At 71.8% G+C, this 25950-nt stretch carries 24 protein-coding genes; 9 read left to right on the top strand and 15 right to left on the bottom strand.

Features of this window, described 5'->3' with window-relative positions; translation table 11 throughout:
- Positions 1-47: 47 nt before the first annotated feature.
- On the bottom strand, positions 48-278 hold the full coding sequence (locus ACFWZ2_RS29910; RefSeq protein ID WP_055545457.1) for a DUF4287 domain-containing protein: 231 nt from the start codon (positions 276-278) through the stop codon (positions 48-50).
- A gap of 102 nt (positions 279-380) precedes the next feature.
- Between ACFWZ2_RS29910 and ACFWZ2_RS29915 the strand changes: the two genes are divergently transcribed.
- Positions 381-692 carry a hypothetical protein gene (locus tag ACFWZ2_RS29915; protein ID WP_384550902.1) on the top strand — a complete coding sequence of 104 codons (312 nt, stop codon included), beginning with the start codon at positions 381-383 and terminating at the stop codon, positions 690-692.
- Positions 693-698: 6 nt separating this feature from the next.
- Here the strand turns inward: ACFWZ2_RS29915 and ACFWZ2_RS29920 are convergent, their stop codons facing one another.
- From ACFWZ2_RS29920 to ACFWZ2_RS29940, 5 genes are all read right to left on the bottom strand, one after another.
- A complete protein-coding gene (locus tag ACFWZ2_RS29920) occupies positions 699-1241 on the bottom strand; it encodes a hypothetical protein (protein ID WP_384550904.1) in 543 nt (180 codons plus the stop codon).
- Positions 1241-2134 (bottom strand): class I SAM-dependent methyltransferase, encoded by an 894-nt coding sequence (locus ACFWZ2_RS29925; RefSeq protein ID WP_384550905.1) that lies wholly within the window; start codon positions 2132-2134, stop codon positions 1241-1243. Before ACFWZ2_RS29925 ends, ACFWZ2_RS29920 begins: the two co-directional genes overlap by 1 nt.
- Before the next feature lie 168 nt (positions 2135-2302).
- Positions 2303-3130, bottom strand: coding sequence for a hypothetical protein (locus ACFWZ2_RS29930; protein ID WP_384550953.1), 828 nt, complete (start codon positions 3128-3130; stop codon positions 2303-2305).
- Between the two features lie 260 nt (positions 3131-3390).
- The gene (locus ACFWZ2_RS29935) at positions 3391-4611 is read right to left on the bottom strand and encodes an acetyl-CoA C-acetyltransferase (RefSeq protein WP_384550907.1); all 1221 of its coding nucleotides are present in this window, start codon (positions 4609-4611) and stop codon (positions 3391-3393) included.
- A gap of 276 nt (positions 4612-4887) precedes the next feature.
- A complete protein-coding gene (locus ACFWZ2_RS29940) occupies positions 4888-5901 on the bottom strand; it encodes an SGNH/GDSL hydrolase family protein (protein ID WP_384550909.1) in 1014 nt (337 codons plus the stop codon).
- Between the two features lie 164 nt (positions 5902-6065).
- Between ACFWZ2_RS29940 and ACFWZ2_RS29945 the strand changes: the two genes are divergently transcribed.
- Entirely contained in the window at positions 6066-7457 is a 1392-nt protein-coding gene (locus tag ACFWZ2_RS29945; RefSeq protein ID WP_384550911.1) for a cystathionine beta-synthase, read from the top strand.
- Positions 7458-7894: 437 nt separating this feature from the next.
- Here ACFWZ2_RS29945 and ACFWZ2_RS29950 read toward each other — a convergent pair whose 3' ends face one another.
- From ACFWZ2_RS29950 to ACFWZ2_RS29975, 6 genes are all read right to left on the bottom strand, one after another.
- Complete coding sequence (locus ACFWZ2_RS29950; RefSeq protein ID WP_384550913.1) at positions 7895-8314, bottom strand: hypothetical protein; 420 nt, start codon at positions 8312-8314, stop codon at positions 7895-7897.
- 11 nt (positions 8315-8325) lie between these two features.
- Positions 8326-9753 (bottom strand): purine-cytosine permease family protein, encoded by a 1428-nt coding sequence (locus ACFWZ2_RS29955; RefSeq protein ID WP_384550915.1) that lies wholly within the window; start codon positions 9751-9753, stop codon positions 8326-8328.
- Between the two features lie 69 nt (positions 9754-9822).
- Complete coding sequence (locus ACFWZ2_RS29960; RefSeq protein WP_384550917.1) at positions 9823-10758, bottom strand: ABC transporter substrate-binding protein; 936 nt, start codon at positions 10756-10758, stop codon at positions 9823-9825.
- Between the two features lie 13 nt (positions 10759-10771).
- Positions 10772-11443: an ABC transporter permease gene (locus ACFWZ2_RS29965; protein WP_384550919.1), complete on the bottom strand. Its 672-nt coding sequence runs from the start codon at positions 11441-11443 to the stop codon at positions 10772-10774.
- Position 11444: 1 nt separating this feature from the next.
- Positions 11445-12092, bottom strand: a complete 648-nt coding sequence (locus ACFWZ2_RS29970; protein WP_384550920.1) for an ABC transporter permease — start codon at positions 12090-12092, stop codon at positions 11445-11447.
- The gene (locus ACFWZ2_RS29975; protein ID WP_384550922.1) at positions 12089-13231 is read right to left on the bottom strand and encodes an ABC transporter ATP-binding protein; all 1143 of its coding nucleotides are present in this window, start codon (positions 13229-13231) and stop codon (positions 12089-12091) included. Before ACFWZ2_RS29975 ends, ACFWZ2_RS29970 begins: the two co-directional genes overlap by 4 nt.
- A gap of 98 nt (positions 13232-13329) precedes the next feature.
- Here ACFWZ2_RS29975 and ACFWZ2_RS29980 point away from each other — a divergent pair, with 98 nt between their 5' ends.
- On the top strand, positions 13330-14922 hold the full coding sequence (locus tag ACFWZ2_RS29980; RefSeq protein WP_384550924.1) for an aromatic amino acid ammonia-lyase: 1593 nt from the start codon (positions 13330-13332) through the stop codon (positions 14920-14922).
- Entirely contained in the window at positions 14919-15752 is an 834-nt protein-coding gene (locus ACFWZ2_RS29985; RefSeq protein ID WP_384550926.1) for a MurR/RpiR family transcriptional regulator, read from the top strand. Before ACFWZ2_RS29980 ends, ACFWZ2_RS29985 begins: the two co-directional genes overlap by 4 nt.
- Positions 15753-15977: 225 nt before the next feature.
- Here the strand turns inward: ACFWZ2_RS29985 and ACFWZ2_RS29990 are convergent, their stop codons facing one another.
- Entirely contained in the window at positions 15978-17342 is a 1365-nt protein-coding gene (locus ACFWZ2_RS29990) for an APC family permease (protein ID WP_384550928.1), read from the bottom strand.
- A 109-nt stretch (positions 17343-17451) separates the two neighbouring features.
- Entirely contained in the window at positions 17452-18882 is a 1431-nt protein-coding gene (locus ACFWZ2_RS29995; protein ID WP_384550930.1) for a diaminopimelate decarboxylase, read from the bottom strand.
- A gap of 128 nt (positions 18883-19010) precedes the next feature.
- On the opposite strand from ACFWZ2_RS29995, the gene hutU reads away from it, so the two are divergent.
- The 5 genes from hutU to ACFWZ2_RS30020 all read left to right on the top strand — a co-directional run bounded on the left by hutU (position 19011) and on the right by ACFWZ2_RS30020 (position 25413).
- On the top strand, positions 19011-20669 hold the full coding sequence (gene hutU / locus ACFWZ2_RS30000; protein WP_384550932.1) for a urocanate hydratase: 1659 nt from the start codon (positions 19011-19013) through the stop codon (positions 20667-20669).
- Between the two features lie 80 nt (positions 20670-20749).
- The gene (locus tag ACFWZ2_RS30005) at positions 20750-21946 is read left to right on the top strand and encodes an allantoate amidohydrolase (RefSeq protein WP_384550934.1); all 1197 of its coding nucleotides are present in this window, start codon (positions 20750-20752) and stop codon (positions 21944-21946) included.
- The gene (locus ACFWZ2_RS30010) at positions 21943-23304 is read left to right on the top strand and encodes a formimidoylglutamate deiminase (protein WP_384550936.1); all 1362 of its coding nucleotides are present in this window, start codon (positions 21943-21945) and stop codon (positions 23302-23304) included. The genes ACFWZ2_RS30005 and ACFWZ2_RS30010 overlap by 4 nt, the downstream gene beginning before the upstream one ends.
- 241 nt (positions 23305-23545) lie before the next feature.
- Positions 23546-24718: an imidazolonepropionase gene (hutI, locus tag ACFWZ2_RS30015; RefSeq protein ID WP_384550938.1), complete on the top strand. Its 1173-nt coding sequence runs from the start codon at positions 23546-23548 to the stop codon at positions 24716-24718.
- 134 nt (positions 24719-24852) lie between these two features.
- Complete coding sequence (locus tag ACFWZ2_RS30020; RefSeq protein WP_384550940.1) at positions 24853-25413, top strand: hypothetical protein; 561 nt, start codon at positions 24853-24855, stop codon at positions 25411-25413.
- Between the two features lie 311 nt (positions 25414-25724).
- Here the strand turns inward: ACFWZ2_RS30020 and ACFWZ2_RS30025 are convergent, their stop codons facing one another.
- On the bottom strand, positions 25725-25877 hold the full coding sequence (locus tag ACFWZ2_RS30025) for a hypothetical protein (RefSeq protein ID WP_384550942.1): 153 nt from the start codon (positions 25875-25877) through the stop codon (positions 25725-25727).
- Positions 25878-25950: the final 73 nt, after the last annotated feature.

Consider the following 25950-nt stretch of genomic DNA (forward strand, 5'->3'; position numbering starts at 1 on the left):
CGCGGGCCCTTCGCCGTATGGGAGAGGGATTTTTCGGGGGGTGTGGATCAGAGGAACTTGCGGGCGGCCCGCCTCAGGTCGTACTCGTGGATGATGGCTTTCGCATGGCCGTACGCGAGGTTGTGTTCGGCGCGGAGCCAGCTGACCTTCTCCTCGAAGCGGAAGAGAGAGGGGCCTTCGTCCACGGCGCGCAGCCAGTCGGAGACTTCACGACCGGTGCAGTGGGGGATTCGGGCGAGCAGGTTGCGGTGGGTCTCCTCGGAGAAGACTTGGGACATCGGCGCCTCCGGACGCGTCGCGATGTGTTCCGTCCTTCACGCCACCGTGCCTGAGCGTTGGGGCGTTGGCAACAGTCGCGGAAAGGCGCATAAGGTCGCGGGGTGCTCGATACGACGCCTTTGACGGCCGCAGTGGACCATTTCGCCGACCGCCTGCGGGCCGCGCCGCAGAGCAGACTGCAGCGCGGCGCGGCGACCGAAGCGCTCGCTCTGGCCAGGGAGTTGGCGGTGCGCGCGCAGCGCATCGAGGAGCCGGGCGCGCAGCCGCGGGAGATGCCGGACGCCGGGATGTTCGCCGCCGCCGACCAGATCACCGTCGCGGGGCGGGACTTGGCCCTCGTCCTGGAGGACCCCGCCGGGCTCGCCGAGGCCCTCGAACTGGTGGCCCAGGCGCAGAAGCGGGCCGGGGTGTAGTCGCCGCTACAGCGGCTCGGCGTACCAGCGGCGGTGGGTGAGCGGCTCGGCGTACCAGCGGCGGTGGGTGAGCGGCTCGACGCACAGGACGGCGGCGCCCGCGACCACGCCCACCAGGAGGGCGGCCGGGCCGCCGCCGCCCAGGAGCGTGCCCGCGCAGGCGGCCGCGACGACCAGCGGGCGCAGCAGGACGAGCGGGCCGAGGCCCACGACCATGGCGAGCGTGCTCGCCCGGAACGGCAGGACGAAGTAGCCGACGAGCGTGACCAGGACGACGGCGGCGTAGGCGGCGAGCGGCAGCAGGAAGCCGGTGCCGCCGTCGGCCAGCTCGGCGTACGCGGCGTTCCGGTCGGCCGCGCACAGGAGCAGCGCGCAGGCCGTCGCCACGGGCACGAGCAGCAGTACGGCGCCGACCGCGAGGCCGCGCAGCCCGGACCGTACGGCGGCGCGGCGCTTGCGGATGCGGGCGTCGCGTCCGGCGTACGCGCGAAAACCGCTGAACGCGGCGTCGATCAGGCCGAGGGCCAGCAGCGGCAGGGCGGGCCCCATCACGCCGCCGCGCCGAACCGGCCGGACGCCGCCAGGTGTTCGGGGCCGACGAGCCTGCGTGCGGCGCGGCCGAGGGAGCGGCGCAGGGGGGCCTCCAGGTGCGGGCGTACGCCCACGACGGGGCGCAGGGTGGTGCAGAAGGGGTTGGAGAGGGTGCGGGGCTCGTAGACCAGCGGGCGCATCCCGGGGACCGTCGCGGCGCGCAGCAGGGTCTCGTCGGTGTGGGCGCGGCGGGCGGACGCGACACCGTCGTGGCGGCCCAGCGGATGGCGCATGCGGGCGCGGTGGAACACCCAGGCACCGATGGGTGCCAGCGACGTCGCGGCGATGTCGAAGTGGCAGAACGCCAGCGCGGGGGTGGCCGCCTGGGTCCGGAAGAACTCGGCGAGCGCGGGGCCGCGGAAGTGGTGCAGGACGCCCGTCGAGACGTACACGGTGGCGGCCTCCGGCAGGTCGAAGGCGTTGCCGTGCACGAAGCGGCAGTCCAGGCCCTCGGCGCGGGCCAGCCGTTCGGCCTCGTCGGCCAGGGCGGCGTTCAGGTCCACGCCGATGAGTTCGACGTCCGGGCCGAGGGCGCGGGTGGCCGCGAGATGGCGGACGAGGTGGCCGAGGCCGCAGCCGATGTCCACGAGGCGGAGGGGGCCGCCGCGGGCTGCTCCGCCGTCGCTCGTCCGGATCGCTTCGAGGAGCGGGCCGAGCAGGTGCAGGAGGCGGTCGCCGATGCGCAGCTCTTCGCTGAGGCGCTGCATTTCCGTGTGCACGGAGATCAGGAGGCGGTCCACGTGGTGCGGGTCGAGTGTGCCCTGCTCGTCCACGGGGAGCCGCTCCACGATGCGGGCGGCTCTTCTGTCTCCTGCCTCGTGGAGCCGGTGGATCACGTCGGCGCGGTGCACCGGTAGGCGATTTCCGCTGCGCGGGGCTGTCGCTGTGATCAGGTCGGATATCTCTAGGTGCGGCACGGGATGACCCTAAGGGGTTGCCCCGGTGGGTGATGTGGCGTCTGCGGGTGCTTTGTGGCTGAGCGCGCAGTTCCCCGCGCCCCTGACGGGGCCCCGGAAGCCCTACACCGAAGCGATGACCCGGTCCGCCAGGATGTAGACGTTCTCCGTGCCGCACTCGAACGTCAGGGCGTACGCGCCCGAGACGCCGGAGCCGCCGAGGAGGACCGGGGCGTGGCCGTCGCGGAGGGCGCCGGCGAGCAGTTCGGCGGTCTCGCGGTGGCCCGGGGTCATGCACAGCGTCGTACCGTCCGCGAAGACGTAGACGTCGAGGGTGCCGAGTGGTCCGGGGCGGACGTCGGCGAGGGCGGTGCGGGCGTCGGCCAGCTCTTCGAGACAGGCCACCGTGCGCTCGTGGTCGCCGTGCCCCTCGGCGGCCGGTGCCTGCACCGGCACGAAGTCCGGGTGCGAGGGGTGGCGGCGGCGGGCGGCGGCCAGCTCGGGGGAGTCCCCGGCGAACTCGTCGGCCGCCGGGTCGGCGAACGGCTCGATGACCGGCTCCAGGCTGTCCGACTCGATACCGGCGAAATCGGCCTGCCGGGGCAGGAAGAGCTCGTCGGCGATGCCGTCGTGGATGCCCGGCAGACCGCTGAGCAGCGACGGCGCGTCCGAGGCGTCGCGGGCCTCCTGGGCGGCCCAGAACGCGCGCGCCTCGGCCAGCTCGCGCTCCCGCTCCTCGGCCAGCGCCTCGGCCACGGCCGCGCGTATCTCATCGGTGTCCGGCGTGCTGCGGGCGCCCGGCACCGTGGGGTGCGGTCCGCTCGCGGCACGGCTGTCGGCCAGCTCGGTGCGCAGGGCCGTGAGCTGCTTCCGGAGCCCGTACACGGCGTGCAGGGCGGCGGCGCCCACGGCCGTGGCAGCGGCCGTGGAGAGCAGCAGGGCAAGAGGCATGGCGCTCACTGACGTACTCCCGGTTTCAAGTCGACCCCCGACTTCCTACATCAGCTTGAAGCCTGCACGATCCACCTGTCAGTGCATTACGTCACGAATTGGACAGGTCTTTGGGCCCAGTGTTTATCCACAGATGCGCTCTGAGCTGGGCATATGTATCTCCCCCAGGAGATAGGTCACATCCTGGGGGAGATTGGGTCACGAACAGATGCAGAGACTGAGCGTCAGTTCTGTGAACTGTGTGTCAGCGAAACGCGGGCCTAGCTGAGGCGCTCGATCACCATCGCCATGCCCTGGCCGCCGCCCACGCACATCGTCTCCAGGCCGAACTGCTTGTCGTGGAACTGGAGGGAGTTGATGAGCGTGCCGGTGATGCGGGCGCCGGTCATGCCGAAGGGGTGGCCGACCGCGATGGCGCCGCCGTTGACGTTCAGCTTGTCGAGCGGGATGTCCAGGTCGCGGTAGCTCGGGATCACCTGGGCGGCGAAGGCCTCGTTGATCTCGAACAGGTCGATGTCGTCGACGGTGAGACCGGCCCGCTGCAGGGCCTGCCTGGACGCCTCGACCGGGCCGAGGCCCATGATCTCCGGGGACAGGCCGGTCACGCCGGTGGAGACGATGCGGGCGAGCGGGGTCAGGCCGAGCTCGCGGGCCTTGGTGTCGCTCATGATCACGAGGGCGGCGGCGCCGTCGTTCAGCGGGCAGCAGTTGCCCGCGGTGACCAGGCCGTCGGGGCGGAAGACGGGCTTGAGGCCCTCGACGCCCTCCATGGTGACGCCCGCGCGCGGGCCGTCGTCCTTGCTGACGACGGTGCCGTCGGGGGTGGTGACCGGGGTGATCTCCCGCTCCCAGAAGCCGTTCTTGATGGCTTCCTCGGCGAGGTTCTGCGAGCGGACGCCGAACTCGTCCATGTCCTTGCGGGTGACGCCCTTGGCGCGGGCCAGGTTCTCCGCGGTCTGCCCCATCGCGATGTACGCGTCCGGGACCAGGCCGTCCTCGCGCGGGTCGTGCCAGGTGGAGCCCTCGGACTCGGAGACGGCCTTGGTACGGGCCTCGGCCTCGGCGAAGAGGGGGTTGTGGGTGTCGGGCAGGCCGTCGGAGGAGCCCTTCACGCTGCGCGACACCATCTCGACGCCCGCCGAGATGAACACGTCGCCCTCGCCCGCCTTGATGGCGTGCAGGGCCATGCGGCTCGTCTGCAGGGACGAGGAGCAGTAGCGGGTGATCGTGCAGCCGGGCAGGTGGTCCATGCCCATCTGCACGGCCACGATGCGGCCCAGGTTGTGCCCCTGTTCGCCGCCCGGCAGGCCACAGCCGAGCATCAGGTCGTCGATGTCCCTGGGGTCGAGCTCCGGCACCTTGGCGAGGGCGGCCTCGATGATCGTGGCGGTCAGGTCGTCCGGGCGCAGATCCTTCAGCGAGCCCTTGAAGGCGCGGCCGATCGGGGTGCGGGCGGCAGAGACGATCACGGCTTCGGGCATCGTGACTCCAGTGACGAGGGGGGCAGGGCTCCCTGTGAAGTTACCCGCACGTATTGCCCACGGTCACGGGGTCGCACATGTGACGCGGACCGCATTTCTAAGCGGACGCTCAGGCCGCGCGGGGGTGCGTTTTCACCTGCGGGCCGGTGGGGGCTTGTCGCGCAGTTCCCCGCGCCCCTTTCAGGGGCACCCCTCGGCGCCGGGCGGGGCGGACTACCTAGGGGCGCGGGGAACTGCGCGAGCAACCCCCACCGCCCCGCAGCCGAAAACGCACCCTCACTGGGGCAACGGTGACGCCTCAGGAGTCTGGATGCGCCGCCGCCGACGGCGCTTGAGGAGGGCCCACGGCCCCCGAGGCCCCGTCGGCATCGCGGCAGTGACCTCCGTGCCGCCCTCGGAGGCAGCCTGCGCCGCCGCCCGGGCGACCGGCAGGAACCCCTCGCGCCGCGAGACGTCGGGCCGCTCCTCCTCGGGCCACAGGCCGAGCGCCGCGCACAGCGTCGGCAGGACCGCCATGGCCGCCGTCGCATACCCCTCCGCGGAGGGGTGGTAGTTGTCGGGACCGAACAGCTCCCGCGGATTCGCCGCGAACTCGGGACCGAGCAGATCGCCGAGCGACACCGTCCGCCCGCCCTGCTCGACCACGCCGATCGTCTGCGCCGCGGCCAGCTGCCGCGAGACCCGGCGGGCCAGCCACCGCAGCGGCTGGTAGACGTTCTCGACCGTGCCGAGGTCGGGACACGTCCCGACGACCACTTCCGACCCGGCCGTACGCAGCCGGCGTACCGCCGAGGAGAGATGCCGCACCGAACGCGTCGGCGGCATCCGGTGCGTCACGTCGTTCGCGCCGATCATCACCACGCACACGTCCGGCACCCAGGCCGGATCCGAGAGGATCAGCGTCACCTGCCGGTCCAGGTCGTCCGACTGGGCGCCCGGCAGTGCCACGTTCCGCAGGTCGACGGGCCGCTCCGCGACCGCGGCGAGCCCGGAGGCGAGCAGCGCCGCCGGGGTCTGCCTGGCCCGGTGCACGCCCTGGCCCGCGGCCGTGGAGTCCCCGAGCATCGCGAACCGCACCGGTTCGAAGGAGGCGGGGCGGTCCGCGAAGGCGCGGCCGTAGCGGCCGTCGGCCCGTGGCGGATCCCCGTGCGCCCCGCCGCCCACGGACCGCTTCGCCAGCTGCACCTCGGCGAGCACCACGCCCACCGTGGCGGCCCCGAGCAACCCGATGCCGCCGCCGCCGTACGCCGCGCCCGCGGCGATCCGCCGTGCCACCCTCGCCCTCGACATGCCCTGCAGCCACCTCCTCGTGCCGTACCGCTTCATACGGCCGTACATCCACTCATTGCCCCGTAAGCACGGTCGGCCAATCGCAAGCGGAGGTGAACGGATGAGCAGGAGCCTTAGGCTGACCGCACCAATTCGTCGCACTACATCGCAGCCCGGAGACAACGGTGCAATTCCACGACTCGATGATCAGTCTCGTCGGCAACACCCCGCTGGTGAGGCTCAACAACGTGACCGCGGGCATCCAGGCGACCGTCCTGGCCAAGGTCGAGTACTTCAACCCTGGCGGATCCGTGAAGGACCGCATCGCGCTGCGCATGATCGAGGCGGCCGAGCAGAGCGGGGAGCTGAAGCCCGGCGGCACCATCGTCGAGCCCACCTCCGGCAACACCGGGGTCGGTCTCGCCATCGTGGCCCAGCAGAAGGGCTACAAGTGCATCTTCGTCTGCCCCGACAAGGTCTCTCTCGACAAGATCAACGTCCTGCGCGCGTACGGCGCCGACGTAGTGGTCTGCCCCACGGCCGTCGACCCCGAGCACCCGGATTCGTACTACAACGTCTCCGACCGCCTCGTACGCGAGACGCCCGGCGCCTGGAAGCCCGACCAGTACAGCAACCCGAACAACCCGCTCTCGCACTACCACTCCACGGGCCCCGAGCTCTGGGAGCAGACGGAGGGGAAGATCACCCACTTCGTCGCGGGCATCGGCACCGGCGGCACGATCTCCGGTACGGGCGGCTATCTGAAGGAGATCTCCAAGGGCGCGGTCACCGTCGTCGGTGCCGACCCCGAGGGGTCCGTGTACTCCGGCGGCTCCGGGCGCCCGTACCTCGTCGAGGGCGTCGGTGAGGACTTCTGGCCGACCGCGTACGACCGCAATGTGACCGACGAGATCGTCGCGGTGTCCGACAAGGACTCCTTCCAGATGACCCGGCGCCTCGCCAAGGAGGAGGGGCTGCTCGTCGGCGGTTCCTGCGGCATGGCCGTCGTGGCGGCGCTGCGGGTCGCCGAGCGGCTCGGCCCCGACGACGTCGTCGTCGTGCTGCTGCCCGACTCGGGCCGCGGCTACATGAGCAAGATCTTCAGCGACGAGTGGATGAACGACTACGGCTTCCTGGAGCAGGCCGGGGACCAGCCGAAGGTCGGCGACGTGCTGCGCCGCAAGGAGGGCGGCGAGCTGCCCTCGCTGGTCCACATGCACCCCGAGGAGACCGTCGGCGAGGCCATCGAGGTCCTTCGCGAGTACGGCGTCTCGCAGATGCCGATCGTGAAGCCGGGCGCGGGCCACCCCGACGTGATGGCCGCGGAGGTCATCGGCTCGGTCGTCGAGCGCGAGCTGCTCGACGCGCTGTTCGCGCAGCGCGCCTCGCTCTCCGACCCGCTGGAGAAGCACATGTCGGACCCGCTGCCGCAGGTCGGCTCCGGTGAGCCGGTGGCGGACCTGATGTCGGTGCTCGGCGGCGCCGACGCGGCGATCGTCCTGGTCGAGGGCAAGCCGAAGGGCGTCGTGAGCCGGCAGGACCTGCTCGCGTTCCTCGCGGAGCAGCAGGGGCAGTGAGGCCCTCGTGACCTCGGTGGGCCGGGGCCGGTGGGCGAACTCCGCAGAAGGTAGAAGTACGAACTTCGCGGAAGTGGTACGAGCGCGACACGTCCGCGCAGCACCCGCTTAACACGGCTCCGGCACATTGGTGGGTGTCGGCGTCAGGAACTCCGGAGCGGCTCCCGGATCCATGGACGCCTGGACGTGGCCTGGCCCTGACCCGGTGCGCGTCCCTCGCGGGGATCGCCGTCGTCCCGCCCCCTGGGTTTCCGGGGGTGCGGCGGTCCCCGCGGTATCGCTCCGCTGGGTTGGGCGGATTTCTTCTGCGGCTTCGGTGGGGGCTTGGCGCGCAGTTCCCCGCGCCCCTGACGGGCGCGCCCGCGCGGCGGAGCCGCATATGTCACAGCCCCGCGCCCCTTACGGGGCGCCACCTCAGCGTCCCGCGTGCGGCGGGCTCAGTCGTCCCACTCCGAGGTGCGTTCCCGGCGCCGCTGCCCGAAGTGCGCACCGCGGACCGCCTGCACCGCGTTGATGCCGACGATGCCCGCCCAGGTGGTGAACAGGCCCGGCATGCCGGCGTTGACCACGCCGATCGCCGACAGCGGGACCGCGAGGATCAGGGAGATGACGCCGAAGCCGAAGCGCTCGGCCCACGAGTCGACGGGGCTCGAGGGGGAACGGGCGCCGCGGGCGACGACCATCTGCTGCTCGGCGAGATGGCGCCGCATGCGGCGGTCGAGGGTGCCGTCGAGGCGCTGCTCGACCTTCCCGAGGAACGAGTCGACCAAGGCGGAGTCGTACTCTTCGCCGAGCTCTCTGCGGGCGTGCAGAGTGGCGTCGAGTTCCTTCTTGAGTTCGGCGTCACGGGCTTCCATACCCGTTTACGTTACGGCGCGGCGGCCTCGGGGGCGGTGGGGCTAACCCCCCTTTCCTGCCGGGGCCCACCCCCCGATTCCGGGGCGTTCCGCCTGGCCAGCGCCCAGTACAGCACCGCGGGCACCAGCAGCCCCACGAGCCACGAGATGTCGGCGCCGCCGAGCGGATCGACCAGCGGTCCCGTGTAGAAGTGCGTGACGAGGAACGGCAGCTGGGCGAGCAGTCCCACGCCGTAGACGAGGAGCGCGTCCCAGCGCCAGGCGCCGTAGCGGCCGCGCGGGTCGAAGAGGGCGGGGATGTCGTACCGCTCGCGCGAGATCAGGTAGTAGTCGACCAGGTTGATCGCCGACCAGGGCGTGAAGAAGGTCAGCAGGAACAGCAGGAAGTCCTTGAAGGACGCCAGGAAGCTGTCCTTGCCGAGCAGCGCGACCGCGGTGCCCGCCACCATGATCACGGCGATGTACGCGGCCCGTCCGCGCGGCCCGATCACCTTCTGGCCGCGGAAGCCGCTGATGCTCGTGACCATCGACATGAAGCCGCCGTAGGTGTTGAGCACGTTGATGGTCAGCTTGCCGAGCGCGATCACGAAGTAGAGGAAGGAGGCGATCAGGCCGGTGCCGCCGAGGCCGACGACATAGCCGACCTGGTTGGCGAGGAAGGCGTCCCCCGCGCTCGCCGCCACCAGGACCCCGAACGTCATCGACCACTGCGAGCCGAGCGCCGAGCCCGAGAGCGTCCACCAGAAGGTGGCCTTCGCCGACGTCGTACGCGGCAGATAGCGCGAGTAGTCCGCGACGTAGGGCCCGAAGGCGAGCTGCCAGGACGCCGAGAGGGAGACGGCGAGCAGGAACATCGGCAGGTCGAAGTGGGCGTCGGAGAGCAGGTCCGAGAGGTCCACGCGGTCCAGGAGGCGGATGCCGAGGTAGATGAACGCGAGTGCGCAGATCACGCTCGCCACCCGGCCGAGGGCGTGGATGACGCGGTAGCCGACCGCGGCCATGACCGCCGTGACCACGGCGAAGATCACGATGCCGGTGGTGTCGTTCGTGTGCGTGAGCTCGGCGGTGGCCTGCCCGGCGAGGACACTGCCGCTCGCGAAGAACCCGACGTACATCAGGATCACGAGGAGCAGCGGGACGACCGCGCCCTTCACGCCGAACTGGGCGCGGGACTGGATCATCTGGGGCAGCCCCAGCTTCGGGCCCTGCGCCGAGTGCAGGGCCATCACCGCGCCGCCGAGCAGATTGCCGAGCACGAGGCCGACGATCGACCACACCACGTCGCCGCCGAAGACGACGGCGAGCGCTCCCGTGACGACCGCGGTGATCTGCAGGTTGGCGCCGAGCCAGAGGGTGAACTGGCTGAACGCGGTGCCGTGCCGTTCGTCGTCGGGGACGACGTCGATGGAGCGCCGCTCCACGAGATCCTCTGCTGCCATGATCCGCTGAACCCCCTGCTGTGCCGAGTGAGTTGGTGCGTTCCTTGAGTTGGTGCGTTCCTGCGCCGGCTACTTCTTGGTGATGCCGTGCTGCTGCGCCCAGTCCTGGGCCACGTCCTCCGGGTCCTTCTTGTCCTTGTCCACCAGGCGGTTGAGTTCGGTGAGGTCCTCGGTGGTCAGGAGTGCGCCCAGGCGTGCGAGCGCCTTGCGTACGGTCGAGTCGGCCTTGCGGTCGGCGATGAGCGGGACGACGTGCTGGCCCGGGATGAGGTTCTTGGGGTCGGTGAGGACGACCCACTTCTCGGCGGCGATGTCGGTGTCGGTGGTGAACAGGTTCGCGACGTCGACGTCGCCCTTGCGCAGCGCGCCCTTCACCAACGGGCCCGAGGAATCGAGGGACTTGAACTCCTTGAACTCCACGCCGTAGACGTCCTTGAGGCCGACCGCGCCCACCGTGCGCTTCTTCACCTCGGGGGCGGCGCCGATGACGAGCTTGCCGTCGTGCTCGGCCAGGTCGGCCAGCGACTTGAGGCCGTACTCCTGCGCGGTGTCGCGCGTGACGACGAAGGCGTCGGAGTCCTCGGCGCGCCCGTAGGGGAGGATCTGCAGTCCGCGCGGGAGGCGTACGGCGAGCGCGTTCTGCATCTCGCCCTCCTCCGTGGCCTTCGCCTCGGGGTCCAGATAGTGCAGGAGCGCGCCCTGGTACTCGGGCAGCAGGTCGATGTCGCCGCCCCTGAGCGCGGGGATGAGGATCTCGCGGGTGCCGAGGTTGGGGCGGACGTTCGTCTTGACGCCCGCCGCTTCGAGGGCGGCGGCGTAGAGGTATCCGAGGACCTGGTTCTCGGTGAAGTTGGCGGTGCCGATGGTGACGCCGCCCTTGCTGGAGCCACCGCCCCCGCCGCCGGAGCCCTCGCCGTCGAGGGAGGTGATGCCGCCGCTGCAGGAGGCGAGCGCGGGCACGGACGCGGCGGCGAGGAGCCCGCCGAGGAGTTTTCTGCGGTTCATCTTGACTGTGCTCCTAGGCCGACGTGGCGGGGCGGTGACGGAAGAGGGCGCGCTGCAGGCCGGACAGCGCGAGATCGAGGACGACGGCGACGACGGCCACGAGCACGGCGCCGCCGAGCACCTGGACCAGGTCGCGCTGGGCGAGCCCGTCGAAGACGTACCGGCCGAGGCCCCCGAAGGAGACGTACGCGGCGATGGTGGCCGTCGCCACGACCTGGATCAGCGCGAGCCGGAGCCCCGTCATGATCAGCGGCAGCGCGAGCGGCAACTCGACCTGGAGGAGCACCTGGTGGGCCCGCATGCCCTGGCCCCGCGCGGCGTCCTTCACCTCCGGGTCGACGGCGGTCATGCCCGCGTACGTGTTGGTGACGATCGCCGGGACCGCGAGGGCGACGAGCGCGATGTAGACGGGCCACATGGACAGTCCGCTCGCCAGGAAGACGAGGACGACGAGCCCGACGGTGGGCAGCGCGCGGCCGAACGACGACAGGTTGATGGCGACGAACGCGCCGCGTCCGGTGTGCCCGATGAGCAGGCCGACCGGCAGCGCGATGGCGGCGGCGACGAGCGTCGCGAGCAGCGAGTACTGGAGGTGCTCGGCGAGCCGGTGCCCGATGCCGTCGGGCCCCGTCCACTGCTCGCCGTCGACCAGCCAGGCTCCGAGGTCTTTGAAGAGTTCGTACATGTCAGGCGCTCCTCCGGCGGCGGGTCCAGGGCGTCAGGACGTACTGGAGGGCGACGAGCAGCGCGTCCGCGACGAGCGCGAGGAGCAGTGTGAGGACGACGCCGACGATCACGGGGGTCGGGAAGTTGCGCTGGAAGCCGTCCGTGAAGAGCTGCCCGAGTCCGCCGTCGCCGATGTACGTCGCGACGGAGACGAGCGAGATCGACATGACCGTCGCGATGCGTACGCCCGCCATGATCACCGGCAGGGCAAGGGGCAGTTCGACGGTGAGCAGCGTCCGCAGGGGGCGGGTGCCCATGGCCTTCGCCGCCTCCTTCGTCCTGACCGGCACCGAGTCCAGGCCCTCCACGGTGTTCCGGAGCAGCACGACGAGCGTGTAGATCGTCAGGCCCGTCACGGTGGTGGTGCGGGTGAGACCGCTGACCGGCAGGAGCAGGACGAAGACGGCGATCGACGGGATCGTGAACAGGACGTTGGAGAGCCCGAGGAGGAGGCCGCGCAGGGGGCGGACGCGGTGGGCGAGCACGGCCAGCGGCAGGGATATCAGGAGCCCGAAGAAGACGGCGGAGAGGGCGGCCTGGAGGTGGGAGAGGGTGAGGGTGGTGAGGTCGTCGGTGTGGTCGGCTATCCACGACCAGTCGACGGTCATGTGGTGGCCTCTGTGCCGGTGTCGCCCGCCGTCTGCCCTCGGCTGTCCGCTGGCGGGGCGCCCCTGGAAGGGGCGCGGGGAACTGCGCGATCAGCCCCCACCGGCCCGCGGGCCGACTCGTGCGCCGTGCTCGCCTCGTCGTGGATGTCCTCCCGGGACGACACCCCCGTCAGGCGACCCGCCGCGTCGACGCGGGCCACCAGGCCGGTCGGCGCGGACAGGGACTCGTCCAGGGCGGCAAGCAGCGAGTCGCCGTCCCGCAGGGGCCGTACGGGGACGTCCGCCACGTCCCCGTCCTTGTGCCGCCAGGCGACCGGCGCCCCCGCCGAGTCGAGGCGGAGAGTCCAGTCGCCGCCCTCCGGGGCGGGCCCCTGCGGCACCCCCGCCAGCGTCGTCAACGACAACAGCTTCAGGCCGCGCTCGGCGCCGAGGAAGTCCGCGACGAAGTCGTCCGCGGGGCGGGCGAGGAGTTCGGCGGGCTCGGCGCACTGCACGAGGTGGCCGCCGGTGCGGAAGACGGCTATGCGGTCGCCGAGTCTCACCGCCTCGTCGATGTCGTGCGTGACGAAGACGATGGTCTTGCTCAACTCCCGCTGGAGGCGCAGGAGTTCGTCCTGGAGCTGGGTGCGGACCACCGGGTCGACCGCGCCGAACGGCTCGTCCATGAGGAGGACCGGCGGGTCGGCGGCGAGCGCGCGGGCCACGCCGACGCGCTGCTGCTGCCCGCCGGAGAGCTGGTGCGGGTAGCGCTTCCCCGCGTCGGCGGCGAGGCCGACGGTCTCCAGGAGTTCCGCGGCCCGGGCCCGCGCCTTCCTGCGGCCCCAGCCGAGCAGCAGCGGCACCGTGGCGATGTTGTCGAGGACCGTGCGGTGCGGGAAGAGCCCGGACTGCTGGATGACGTAGCCGATGGAGCGGCGCAGTTCCGCCGCGTCCTGTTCGAGGACGTCGCGGCCGCCGACGCGGATGGTTCCCGACGTCGGATCGACCATCCGGTTGATCATTCGGAGGGTCGTCGTCTTGCCACAACCGGAGGATCCGACGAGTACGGTCACGCCGCCTTCCGGCATCCCAAGGCTGAGGTCGTGCACCGCTGTTGTGCCGTTCGGGAAGCGCTTGTGGACCGTATCGAATTGGATCATGAGGAGTCCCTTGCCCGGCTGTATATCGTCATGCAGAGTTCTTGCTGTCTGAATAGGTTGTCAATGCTCCGGCGTAAATCACTGGTAACAAGTGGCCGATGGGCAAGACAGGGCGTCCGATTGAGGAGGGATTGCGAGTGAAGTCGTCTCGTATCGCGGACACGGCGACCGGCGACAGGGAAGCGGTCGTCGTCCTGGACGGCCGAGGGTTGATGGTCGCAGACGTCGTACGTTTGGCCGAATCGGATGCCAGACCGGTCCCCGCGACCGACGGGATGAAGCGCGCCGAGGACTCCTGGAACGCCGCACGCGAGATCGCCGCCTGGGGCCGCGTCTACGGCCGATCCACCGGAGTCGGCGCCAACCGGAATGAGGACGTGCCCACCGGGGCGGCCGCCGACCACGGCCTGCGGCTGCTGCGCTCGCACGCCGGGGCGATCGGCGCCGAACTGCCCGCACGGCAGGTCCGCGCGATGCTCGCGGTCCGCGCCAACCAGCTCCTCGCGGGTGGCGCGGGGCTGCGCCCGAGCGTCGTCACGGCGCTCTGCCAGGCCCTGGAGACCGGCGCGTACCCCACCGTCAACGAATTCGGCTCCGTCGGCACCGGCGACATCGCCGCCCTCGCCCAGATGGGCCTCGCGCTCGCGGGCGAACACCCCTGGCGGGGGAGCGGGGCACCCCCGGACCCGCAGCCCCTCGACAACAACGACGCCCTCGCCCTGATCAGCAGCAACGCCCTCACCCTCGGCCAGTCCGCGCTCGCCCTGCACGAACTGCGCGGCCTGATCGGTGCCACCCAGGTGGTCGCCGCGCTCTCGCTGATGGCGGTCGACGGTTCGTACGAGGCGTACGCGCTGCCCGTCCACGAGGCGCGGCGCCACCCCGGCTCGTACGCGGTGGCCGCCCGCATGCGGCGCCTCCTCGGCGCCCCCGACCGCCCCACGCCGCCCCTCGGCCGCATCCAGGACCCCTACGGCTTCCGCTGCGTGCCGCAGATCCACGGCCCCGCGCACGACGCGGCGGACGCCCTGGAGGACGTCCTCACCGTCGAGATCAACGCGGCCGCGGAGAATCCGCTGATCTGCCCCGAGGATCTCGCGGCCTACCACCACGGCGGCTTCTATCTCGCCCAACTCGCCCTGGCCCTGGACCACTTCAGGCTGTCGGTCACCCAGGTGGCCCGCCTCTCCACGTCCCGCCTCTCGACCCTCAACGAACCGGCCTTCACCCGGCTCCGCCCCTTCCTCGCGGACGGTGAGGCGGCCTCGTCGGGCGTCATGATCCTGGAGTACGCGGCCGGGGCGGCCCTCGGCGACCTGCGCGCCTTCTCCGCGCCCGCCTCGCTCGGCCACGCGGTGCTCTCCCGGGGCGTCGAGGAACAGGCCAGCTTCGCCTCGCTCGCCGCCCGTCAGACGCTGCGCGCCTGTGCGGCGTACCGCCTGGTCGTGGGGTGCGAACTGGTCGCCGCCATCAGGGCGTTGAGGGAGCGCGACCTGCGCATCGACCCGGCGACCCCGCTCTGTGGGGCCTTCGAACTCGCCGACTCCGTGCTGGACGCGGAGATCGCCGACCGGCCGCTGACGGATGATGTGACGGCGGCTGCCGGGCTGCTCGACCGGTTCACCGGACTGTGGTCGGAACTCGGCGCCGGAACGACTGTGGGTACGGACATCCTGAGGGGGACGGCATGAGCGACAGCCCTGCCGCGCGACTGCAAGGGCTCTTCGAGGGCCACCGGCTCACTCCGACGCAGCGGCGCATCGCGCACTGCATGGTGCGCAGGGCCGCCGACGCGCCCTTCCTCTCCAGCGTGGAACTCGCCGAACTCGCCGGGGTGAGCCAGCCCTCCGTCACCCGCTTCGCCGTCGCGCTCGGCTTCGACGGCTACCCGGCGCTGCGCCGGCACCTGCGGGACGTGGCCCCCGCCGAGGAGGCCGGGGCCACGGTCGCCAACGAGTACCAGCAGGCGGTCGAGGCGGAGATCGAGAACCTCCGGCACCTGGCCGCTGTCCTCGCGGACCCCGCCCCGGTGGAGCGCGCCGGACGGCTCCTCGCCGCCTCGCGCCCGCTGCCCGTCCTCGGCCTGCGCGCCGCCGCGTCCCAGGCGTACGGCTTCTCGTACTTCGCCGCCAAGGTCCACCCCGACGTACGCCTCCTCGACGAGGGCGGCACGATGCTCGCCGACCGCGTCGACGCGGCGGTCCGCGCCGGGGCCACGGCGCTCCTCTGCTTCGCGCTGCCCCGCCACCCCCGCGAGGTCGTCGACGCCCTCGCCTACGCGCAGTCGGCGGGCCTGACCGTGGTCACGGTCGCCGACTCCGCGTTCGCCCCGGTCGCCGCCCACAGCGACCTCCTGCTGCCCGCCGCGGTCGGCACGGGCCTCGCCTTCGACACGGCCTGCGCGCCGATGCTGCTCGGGCGGGTCCTCCTTGAGGCGATGTGCGACGGACTGCCGGACGCGCAGGCGCGACTCGAGGAGTTCGACGTGCGGGCGGCGGCGCGGGGTCTCTTCGTGGAGTGAGGGCCCGTGCCCCCTGTGGGCTCCCTATGAGTTCCGAGGTACCCCCGCGTCCGGCCCGTTGGCACAGTCGTGTCCATGCCGCCGGCGCGGCGGCGGACAACGGGGAGGAAACACCATGCGGGGGCGGCACGAAGCACGCGTGAAGGTCAAGTGGAACAACCCGGGGAAGACCTTCACCGTCGACGCCATCCGCTGGGTGAAGAGCTGCTGAGGCCGTCGTCCCGCTCAGTCCTCGCCCCGCACCCGCAGCACGACCTTGTTGACCATCCAGAGCCCCACGCCGATGGCGATCAGCACGCCCGCGCGGATGTAGACCTCGGCGGGGCGGTCCGCCAGCGGGCTCGCCAGGACCAGGGCGGTGATCGCGCCGAGCACCGGAAGCACCGTCGGCGTACGGAAGTGCTCGTGGTCGACCGGGTCCCTGCGCAGCACGAGCACCGACACGTTGACCACCGCGAACACACAGAGCAGCAGGAACGCCGTCGTGTCGCCGAGGCCCTCGATCTCGCCGGTCGACACCAGGCCGACGGCGAGCAGCGAGACGAAGACGATGCCGACGACCGGGGTGCGGCGGCCGGCCAGGACGCGGCCCATGGCGCGCGGCAGGATGCGTTCGTTGGCCATGCCGTAGCAGAGCCGCGAGGCCATCATGATGTTGATGAGGGCCGAGTTGGTGACCGCGAACAGGGCGATCAGGGCGAAGAGTTTGTGCGGGAAGTCGACGCCGCCCGCCTTGACGACCTCAAGGAGCGGGCCGCTCGATCCCTCCAGGGTCCTGTAGTCGACGAGGAGGGACGAGACGAGCGCGACCAGGACGTAGATCGTGCCCGTCACGGCGACGCCGATGAAGATCGCGCGGGGGAAGGTGCGCACCGGATCCTTGGTCTCCTCGGCCATGTTGACCGAGTCCTCGAAGCCGACGAAGGCGAAGAAGCCGAGTGCGGTGGCCCCCAACACCCCTGTCATCAGGGCGTATCCGGTGCCGTTCGCCTCGAAGTCGGTGAGCCTCGATGGTTCGCCGTCGCCGGACAGGACCGCGTACGCGCCGATCGCGAGGATGATCACGAGGCCCGTCAGCTCGACCAGCGTGAGCACCACGTTCGTCTTCACGGACTCCGAGACGCCGCGCATGTTCAGCGCCGCGAGCAGCACGATGAAGGTGATCGCGATCAGGGTGGGCGGCAGCGCGTCGCCGGTCAGTTCGCCGAGGTAGTCGCCGCTGAACGCGCGGGCCGCGGCGCTCGCCGACGAGAGGCCCGAGCACATCACCATGAAGGCGATGATGAAGGTGAGGAACGGCGTCCTGAACGCCTTCTGGGTGTAGAGCGCGGCGCCCGCCGCCTTCGGGTACTTGCCGACCAGTTCGACGTACGAGGCGGCCGTCAGGATCGCCACGACGAAGCCGATCGCGAACGGCAGCCACAGCGCGCCGCCGACCTTTCCCGCGACCTTGCCGGTGGTGGCGTAGATGCCGGTGCCGAGGATGTCGCCGATCACGAAGAGGATCAGGAGCTTGGGGCCGATGGCGCGGTGCAGCGCGCCGTCCTCGGCGGGCGGTGGTGCGGTGGTGGACGTGTCCGATGTCGTCACAGGTGCCTCCCCCGAGACCGGGTACGGGTCGAGGGAGGGTCTGCCCGTGAGCCACGTCACTATGCGGGAGTTGAGGAAGCTCAGAGCCTCGCCGCGGCCGCGGGTGGCGTCACAGGTGCCGCAGCGCGTCCCGCTCCGCGCCGCCGCCCGCCTCCGCCACGATCTCGTCGATCGTCTGCGGCTCGCGGACCACGGCGAAGCGCACGTCGTCGGCGCCCGCCGAGAATCCGTGGATCCCGGGCCTGGCAAGGCTGTTGTACGCGTAGTGGTGCGCGAAGTAGTAGGCGCCGGTGTCGAGGGCCGCCACGTGGTCGCCCTGTTCGAGCAGCGGCAGCGGGCGGTTCTCGGCGAGCAGGTCGCCCGCGAAGCAGGCGGGGCCCGCCACGTCCTGGCCGACGGCGGGACCGCTCTTGGGCAGGCCCTTCGGGTCGTACGCGGCGATCCGCAGCGGCCACGACGCGGGGGCGTACACGGTCCGCGTCGCCACCTGCACGCCCGCGTGCGTCACCGCGACGGGGCGGCCGCCCGCCTTCTTCGCGTACTCGACGCGGGCGAGGATCGTGCCGTGCTTGGCGAGCAGCGAGCGGCCGAACTCGGTGACCAGGCCGTACCGCCCGTCGAGCAGCCCCGGCACCCGGGACTTGAGGCGGCGGGCGTACTGCGCGTGGGTCGGGTTCGCCTCGTCCGAGGCGAAGTCGACGGGAAGGCCGCCACCGATGTCGATGGTGTCGATCTGCCGGCGCCCGGCGCGTTCGTTGATCTCCTCGGCCAGTTCGTACGTCGCGGCGACGCCCCGCACCATCATCTCCAGCGGCATGCCCTGCGACCCGGAGTGCGCGTGCAGACGGGTCAGCCACGGCCGGTCGAGGTAGCTCTGGACGAGCCAGTCGCGGGCGCCGGGGTCGCGCAGCGGCACCCCGAACTTGGAGGTGGACGTCGCCGTCGACAGGGCGCCGATCGAGCCGCCGCCGATCTGCGGGTTCACCCGCAGACCGATGGGGGAGCCGCTCGGCGCCGACTGGACGAGCGCGTCGATGCGGGCCAGCTCCTGCGGGTTGTCCGCGTTCACGGCGATGCCGAGCGCGAGGGCGTCGCGCAGTTCGGCGGGGGTCTTGGCGGGCGAGTCCAGGACGGTCTCGGCGGGGGAGACGCCCGCGGCGCGCGCCAGGGCCAGCTCGCCGGGGCTCGCGACCTCGGCGCCGATGCCCGCAGAGCGCAGCAGCCGCAGCAGCGGGACCAGCGGGGCGGCCTTCACCGCGAAGGCGTGCAGCACGGGGGTGCCGGGCGGGGTGACGGCGTCGAAGGCGGCGTGCAGGGCGGCGGCGCCCGCCCGGATGCCGGTGACGTCGAGCAGGCCGACGACGGGGGACGCGGGTCCGACGACGCCCTGTTCGACGGCGGCGCGGACGGCCCGGTCGCGGCGGGCCGCGGATGCGGCGCCCGCGAGGGCGTCCTGGGGGGTGTCCTGGTCGTGCGGCCGACCGGGCGCGTCGTGCGCCTGAGCGAGTACTTCGGTGGCGGCTTCTTCGTCGTGGCCCATTGATCCAGCCAATCATCCGGGGCGCGGCGGCGCTGGCGTACCCGTGCATCGCCCGCTATTGACTAGTCCTATTCAGAACCCCAGGATGTGAATAACAAGGTCACAGCTTCATGCTAGGAGGCATCGCCATGTCAGGACCCCGCCCCGTACGGGCACCGCGCGGTACGGAACTGAGCGCCCTGGGATGGCAGCAGGAAGCCGCCCTCCGCATGCTGCAGAACAACCTCGACCCCGAGGTCGCCGAGCACCCCGACAAGCTCGTCGTCTACGGCGGCACCGGCAAGGCGGCCCGCGACTGGCGCTCCTTCGACGCGATGGTGCGCACGCTGCGGACCCTCAAGCAGGACGAGACGATGCTGGTTCAGTCCGGCCGTCCCGTCGGCGTCATGCAGACCCACGAGTGGGCCCCGCGCGTCCTGATCGCCAACTCCAACCTGGTCGGCGACTGGGCGAACTGGGAGGAGTTCCGCCGCCTGGAGCAGCTCGGCCTCACGATGTACGGCCAGATGACCGCGGGCTCCTGGATCTACATCGGCACGCAGGGCATCCTCCAGGGCACGTACGAGACGTTCGCGGCGGTGGCGGCCAAGAAGTTCAACGGCACGCTCGCCGGGACCATCACCCTGACCGCCGGGCTCGGCGGCATGGGCGGCGCCCAGCCGCTCGCCGTCACCATGAACGACGGCGTCGCGATCTGTATCGACTGCGACCCGCGCGCCATCGAGCGCCGCATCGAGCACAAGTACCTCGACGTGCAGGCCGATTCGCTGGAGCACGCGCTCCAGCTGGCCGTCGAGGCCCGCGACCAGCGCAAGCCCCTGTCGATCGGCCTCCTCGGCAACGCCGCGGACCTCCTGCCGCGCATGCTCGCGGAGTCCGCGCCCATCGACATCGTCACGGACCAGACCTCCGCGCACGACCCCCTCTCGTACCTGCCGACCGGCGTCGCCTTCGACGAGATGCAGTCGTACGCCACGAAGGACCCGGCGGGCTTCACCACCCGCGCCCGCGAGTCCATGGCCCGGCACGTCGAGGCCATGGTCGGCTTCATGGACGCGGGAGCCGAGGTCTTCGACTACGGCAACTCGATCCGCGGCGAGGCCCAACTCGCGGGCTACGAGCGCGCGTTCGCCTTCCCCGGCTTCGTGCCCGCGTACATCCGCCCGCTCTTCTGCGAGGGCAAGGGACCGTTCCGCTGGGCGGCGCTCTCGGGCGAGGCGTCCGACATCCACAAGACGGACAAGGCGATCCTCGACCTCTTCCCCGAGAACGAGTCCCTGCACCGCTGGATCAAGATGGCCGGCGAGCGCGTCCACTTCCAGGGCCTGCCCGCCCGCATCTGCTGGCTCGGCTACGGCGAGCGGGACAAGGCGGGCGAGCGCTTCAACGACATGGTGGCGTCAGGGGAGTTGCAGGCCCCCCTCGCCATCGGCCGCGACCACCTCGACTGCGGCTCGGTCGCCTCGCCGTACCGCGAGACGGAGGCCATGCTCGACGGCTCCGACGCGATCGCCGACTGGCCGCTCCTGAACGCCATGGTCAACGTCGCGTCCGGCGCCTCCTGGGTCTCCCTCCACCACGGCGGCGGCGTCGGCATGGGCCGCTCCATCCACGCGGGCCAGGTCTCCGTCGCCGACGGCACGAAGCTCGCGGGCGAGAAGATCCGCCGCGTCCTCACGAACGACCCGGGCATGGGCGTCATCCGGCACGTCGACGCCGGGTACGACATCGCGGAGTCGGTGGCGGACGAGCGCGGCGTGCGCGTGCCGATGCGGGAGGGTGAGTGAAGCGCCCCGAAGGGGCGCGGGGAACTGCGCGCTCGGCCACAGCGCCGCGGCAGTCGCCGACGACCCCTGATTTCACGGCGATGTGGCGCGACCTGCGCCCCATCGGGCGGAACGCCGAAACCGGCGGTTATCGCCGCTTCGCCTGGACGGCGGCCGACGCCGACTGCCGCGAGTGGTTCAAGGCACAGGCGGAGTCGAGGGGCCTCACCTACGAACTGGACCGCAACGGCAACCAATGGGCATGGCTGGGCGACCCGAGCCAGGGGAACGCCGTGGTCACAGGCTCCCACCTGGACTCCGTCCCCGACGGCGGCGCCTTCGACGGCCCCCTCGGCGTCGTCTCCTCCTTCGCCGCACTCGACGAACTCCGCGGCAGGCAGGCGGAGTTCACCAGACCCCTGGCCCTCGTCAACTTCGGCGACGAGGAGGGCGCCCGCTTCGGCCTCGCCTGCGTGGGCTCCCGCCTCACCGCGGGACAGCTCACCGTCGAGGCCGCGCACCAGCTGCGCGACGGCGACGGAGTGACGCTGCCGCAGGCGATGGAGTCGGCGGGGTACGACCCGTCGGCGATCGGCCCTGACCCCGAACGCCTGGCCTGCATCGGCGCGTTCGTGGAGCTGCACGTCGAGCAGGGCCGCGCCCTCGACCTTTCCGGCGACCCCGTGGGCATCGCCTCCGCGATCTGGCCGCACGGCCGCTGGCGGTTCGACTTCCGGGGCGAGGCCAACCACGCGGGCACCACCCGGCTCGTGGACCGCCGCGACCCGATGCTGTCGTACGCGGAGACGGTCCTTGCGGCCCGTCGCGAGGCCGAACTCGCGGGCGCGGTCGCCACGTTCGGCAAGATCTCCGTCGAGCCGAACGGCGTGAACGCCATCCCGTCCCTGGTGCGCGGCTGGCTCGACTCGCGCGCGCCCGACCAGGCGTCCCTCGACACGGTCGTCACCGGCATCGAGAAGGCGGCCCGCGAATACGCGGAGCGGCACGGCATCGACCTCGACGTCGTACGCGAGTCCTTCACGCCCGTCATCGAGTTCGAGGACGCGCTCCGCGACGAGCTGGGCACGATCCTGGGCGGCGAGCGGACCATCCCCGTGCTCGGCACGGGCGCCGGACACGACGCGGGTATTTTGTCCGGCTCGATCCCCACCGCCATGCTGTTCGTGAGGAACCCCACGGGCGTCTCGCACTCCCCGGCCGAATTCGCGGCGGAGGACGACTGCCTGGCCGGGGTGACCGCACTGGCCGACGTACTGGAAGGGCTCGCGTGCAGGTGACGACGGACACGGAGACGACCTACTGGCTGGAGCACGCCTGGCTCGACGCGTTCGTCGAGCCGGGCGTGGCCGTGGAGGTGAAGGGCGACCGGATCACGGCGGTCCGCAAGGACGTCGCCGCGCCGCCGCCCGGTGCGACGGTGCTGCGCGGCCTGACCGTCCCCGGCCTCGCCAACGCCCACTCGCACGCCTTCCACCGCGCCCTGCGCGGCACCGTCCAGGTCGGCTCCGGCACCTTCTGGACCTGGCGCGAGGTCATGTACTCGGTGGCGGACCGGCTCACCCCCGAGACGTACCACGCGCTCGCGCGGGCGGTGTACGCGGAGATGGCGCTGGCCGGGATCACCACGGTCGGCGAGTTCCACTACCTCCACCACGGCCCCGGCGGCACGCCCTACGCCGACCCCAACGCGATGGGCGAGGCGCTGATCCAGGCCGCCGCCGACGCGGGAGTCCGGATCACCCTCCTCGACACGGCGTACGTCGCGTCAGGACTGCTCTCCGAGACGCGCGGCGAACCCCCGAACCGCCACCAGCTCCGCTTCTCGGACGGCACGACGGAGGCATGGGCGGAGCGCGTCTCGCTCCTGAAGGGGCGCGACCACGCGCGCATCGGCGCGGCCATCCACTCCGTACGGGCGGTCCCCGCACGGCAGTTGGGCGTGGTCGCGCAATGGGCGGACGCCCACAGCGCCCCCCTCCACGTCCACCTCTCCGAGCAGACGGCGGAGAACGACGCCTGCCGGGCCGTCCACGGCCGCACCCCGACGCGGCTCCTCGCCGACCACGGAGTCCTCGGCCCGCGCACCACGGGCGTCCACAACACCCACCTCACCGACGAGGACATCGCGCTCATCGGCCGGTCCTCCACCGGCACGTGCATGTGCCCGACGACGGAACGCGACCTGGCCGACGGCATCGGCCCCGCGGTCCGCCTCCAACGGGCGGGCAGCCCCCTGTCGTTGGGCAGCGACAGCCACGCGGTGATCGACATCCTTGAAGAGGCGCGGGCGATGGAGCTGAACGAACGCCTGCGCTCGCACACGCGCGGCCACTGGACGGCGGCGGCCCTCCTGCGCGCGGCCACCGCCGACGGCCACGCGGCCCTCGGCTGGCCCGACGCGGGCGTGATCGAGACCGGGGCCCTGGCGGACCTCACCACGATCGCCCTCGACTCCGTCCGCACGGCGGGCCCCGTCCCGCGCCTGGCCGCGGAGGCGGTGCTCTTCGCCGGGACGTCGGCGGACGTGCGCCACACGGTGGCGGGAGGCCGCCATGTCGTACGCGACGGCTCCCACGCCCTGGTCCCCGACGTGGCGTCGGCGCTGGCGGAGGCGATCGCTGCGCTACGAGACTGATCCCGCCCCTGTCCCCGCCGGGGCTCCGCCCCAGACCCCGCTCCTCAAACGCCGGAGGGGCTGAAAATACCCAGCCCGGGCCGGATAGTAATGAGCCCGTCCGGCGTTTGAGGACGAACTCGGCGAAGCCGGTGATTTCCCCAGCCCCGTGCCGGGGTCCGGGGCGGAGCCCCGGTTTCGGGAAGGGGCGGGATCGGGGAAAGCCTCTCGCTCGAACCCCCAGCCCCCACCCGGAGAAACCATGACCACCACCCTCATCACCAACATCACCAGCCTCGTCACCAACGACCCGGCGCAGGGCGACGGAAGCCCCCTCGGCCTCCTGACGGACGCCGCCGTCGTCCTCGACGGCGAGACCATCGCCTGGGTGGGCCCGGCCGCCAAGGCCCCCGCGGCGGACACGACGCACGACGCACAGGGCCGGGCCGCCATCCCCGGCTTCGTCGACTCCCACTCCCACCTCGTCTTCGCGGGCGACCGCACCCAGGAGTTCAACGCCCGCATGTCGGGCCGCGCCTACTCCGCGGGCGGCATCCGCACCACGGTCGCGGCGACCCGCGCCGCCACGGACGCCGAGCTGGAAGCGAACGTCGTCCACTACCTCCGCGAGGCCCTCCGCCAGGGCACGACCACCTTCGAGACGAAGTCGGGCTACGGCCTCACCACCGAGGACGAGGCCCGCGCCCTGCGCATCGCGGCCCGCCACACGGACGAGGTCACGTTCCTCGGCGCGCACATCGTCTCGCCGGACTACACGGAGGACCCGGCGGCGTACGTGGAGCTGGTGACCGGCGAGATGCTGAACGCCTGCGCCCCGCACGCCCGTTGGGTGGACGTCTTCTGCGAGAAGGGCGCGTTCGACGGCGACCAGGCCCGCGCGATCCTGACCGCGGGCAAGGCGAAGGGCCTGCACCCCCGCATCCACGCGAACCAGCTCTCGTACGGCCCCGGAGTCCAACTGGCCGTGGAACTGGACGCGGCATCGGCCGACCACTGCACCCACCTCACCGACGCGGACGTCGACGCGCTGGCTCAGGGCAACACGGTGGCCACCCTCCTCCCCGGCGCCGAGTTCTCCACCCGCGCCGAGTGGCCCGACGCCCGCCGCCTCCTGGACGCCGGCGCCACCGTGGCCCTCTCCACCGACTGCAACCCCGGCTCGTCCTTCACCTCCTCGGTCCCCTTCTGCATCGCCCTCGCCGTACGGGACATGGGCATGACCCCCGACGAGGCGATCTGGTCGGCCACAGCAGGCGGCGCGGCGGCCCTCCGCCGCACCGACATCGGCACCCTCCGCGAAGGCACCCGCGCAGACCTGGCCCTCCTGAACGCCCCCAGCCATGTCCACCTGGCATACCGGCCGGGAGTTCCGCTGGTCAGCGAGGTGTGGCGCCGGGGCGTCCGCACGCACTGACGGGCCCTGGAGGCAGGCCTGCGGGGATGAGCGGGGCCTCCCCCGCGCGGAGGAGCGGGGCCTCCCCCGCGCGGAGGAGCGGATCGGCCCGCGCGGCCGATCCCTCGCCATGGCCGCTCCACGAGGGTGGAGCCATGGCGCTGAAGATCATCCACATGCCCCCGCCCGCCGGCGACACCGAACGCCCCGTCCCGCGCTGGGCGACCCGCCTGGCCCACGCCCTTCCCCTGCTCCTGCTGCCGTCCTGCCTGTGGCGGCTCCCCTTCGCCCTGCACTTCGACATGGGGCAGATCCAGGACATCGGCATGCCGCCCTACTGGCTGAGCATCCCGTACGTCCTCGGACTCAGCGTGCTCTCCGAAGCGACGGCACTCCTCGCCATCGGCCTCGTCCGGGGCTGGGGAGAGGTGGCCCCCGCCTGGATCCCTCTCATCGGCGGCAGACGCATCCGCCCCCTCGCAGCAGCCGCCCCCGCCGTCGTCGGCGGCCTGATCCTCACCTTCCTGTTCACCGACATTCCCCTCGGCACCGACCGCAGACTCACCCTGTACGGCGTCATCGACACCGTCGCCTACACCAACGACGCCTGGCACACCCTCGCGACCCTGTGCATCGCCCCCACCGCCCTCTGGGGCCCCGCGATCATCGCCCTCGGAATCGCGTACTACCGCCGACGGGCCGTGCGGGGCAGGTGAGTTCGGGGGCGGTCCTGCGCGCAGGCATGCACCAAGTGGGGCTGCTCGGCACCGCGTTCACGATGGAGCAGGACTGCTACCGGGACCGGCTTGCGGGGCATGGTCTTGAAGTGCTGGCGCCCGGCTGCACGCGGAGGCCGCGGTCGAGGCGGCCCTCGCCCTAGGCGCCCGGTGACTCCACCGGAAGTACACGGTCGAGCGCGGCGGCGGCCAGGCGCTTGTCGTATGTGACGAATGCTGTGAGCGCGTGTTCCAGGTACTCGGCGCTCGCCAGGTGGATCGCGTCCAGGCCGCGCAGGAGCCGAGGTGGATCACCGGTCCTCTTCCTCGCGCATCTGCAACAGGACTTCGGACCGCTTCGAGGGGGCTCCCGGCCGTGCGGCAAGGGGCTCCCAGTCGCCGAGACCGCGCGCGGAAGCCGCATTGCCGGGCTCGACCGTTCCGGTGCGGACCAGGTCTTCCATGACCCGCTGCTCCGGGTCCGGGGGGGTGCCCCTATGACTTCGGTCAAGGGGCTGGGGCGGTTTGGGGTTGGTA

Source organism: Streptomyces sp. NPDC059002 (assembly GCF_042740435.1).
GTDB lineage: Bacteria > Actinomycetota > Actinomycetes > Streptomycetales > Streptomycetaceae > Streptomyces.